Source organism: Haloferax prahovense DSM 18310 (assembly GCF_000336815.1).
GTDB lineage: Archaea > Halobacteriota > Halobacteria > Halobacteriales > Haloferacaceae > Haloferax > Haloferax prahovense.
Genome location: NZ_AOLG01000026.1, coordinates 1 through 871, shown reverse-complemented (window position 1 = coordinate 871; position 871 = coordinate 1). Strand labels below are relative to the sequence as shown.

Annotated in this window: 1 protein-coding gene; it reads right to left on the bottom strand. The window is 49.6% G+C overall.

The window, feature by feature from the left end; genetic code table 11:
* Nucleotides 1-840, bottom strand: an 840-nt coding sequence (locus C457_RS08770) for an AAA family ATPase (protein ID WP_152419979.1), incomplete at its 3' end; no start/stop codon positions are given.
* Nucleotides 841-871: the final 31 nt, after the last annotated feature.

Sequence of the window (871 nt, the reverse complement as noted above, 5' to 3'; positions counted from 1 at the left end):
GGCTTCAAAGTAAAGCTGATTCAACGACGCGACCGCGTCATCCAAGTTTTCCGATTCAGACAAATTACTCCGGACATCCTTTATCAGTGCCTCGCCGTCCATACTCCTCGTTTGATGGGACTCCACGCGAAGAGCAAAATCAGGGTCTATCTCGAGTAACGCAGAGTCATCATATGCCCCTTGCTTGATGGTGTCGATGAACTTCATCGGCAGCATCGCACGAGGATACTTGGTTTTGGGCTCGCTCGAATCCGAGATCCCACTCAAGTCGACCTGTGATTCTACAATTCCGGTCAGCAGTAGATAGGTATCATCATCGACCAAGTCTAGAAGAGCGCTCTGTTCATCTTCATCGAGTCGCAGAGCCCCGATATCGTCGAGGATGATGTACTTACGACCTCGCCGTGGGGCGACGTGAGAACGGAAATAGTCGATAACGTTTTCGAGTTTTTCCACAGCACTGCTTGAAGGTTCGAGATGGTAGAGAGAATCCTCAAGAGGGACATAGAGGATCTGGCGTGAATCAACGGAGCCGACGATATCTAAATCACGATGGCTGGGAGAGAAGTCAACGGTGTCTGAATCAAGGATTGCAGCGATGAATTGCTGAAGAAGCGTTGTTTTGCCGATTCCGGTCGGTCCGTAAATGGGATACACGAGACTCTCAGTACCGTCTTCTCGCTCGTCATCAATGGACTGCAGTACTTTGAGTAAGTCTGATCGCGGGTCTAGAGAAGCGGTTTGCTCTAGCTCAGATAGCGAACCATTGCCTGTATCCCACCATTCGTTATGCCATTCAGCGTCTGCGATGAAATCAGAACCGTCAGATGGGTCTGTCATAGAGGAACTTGACCCCGGCATAGTATAAATA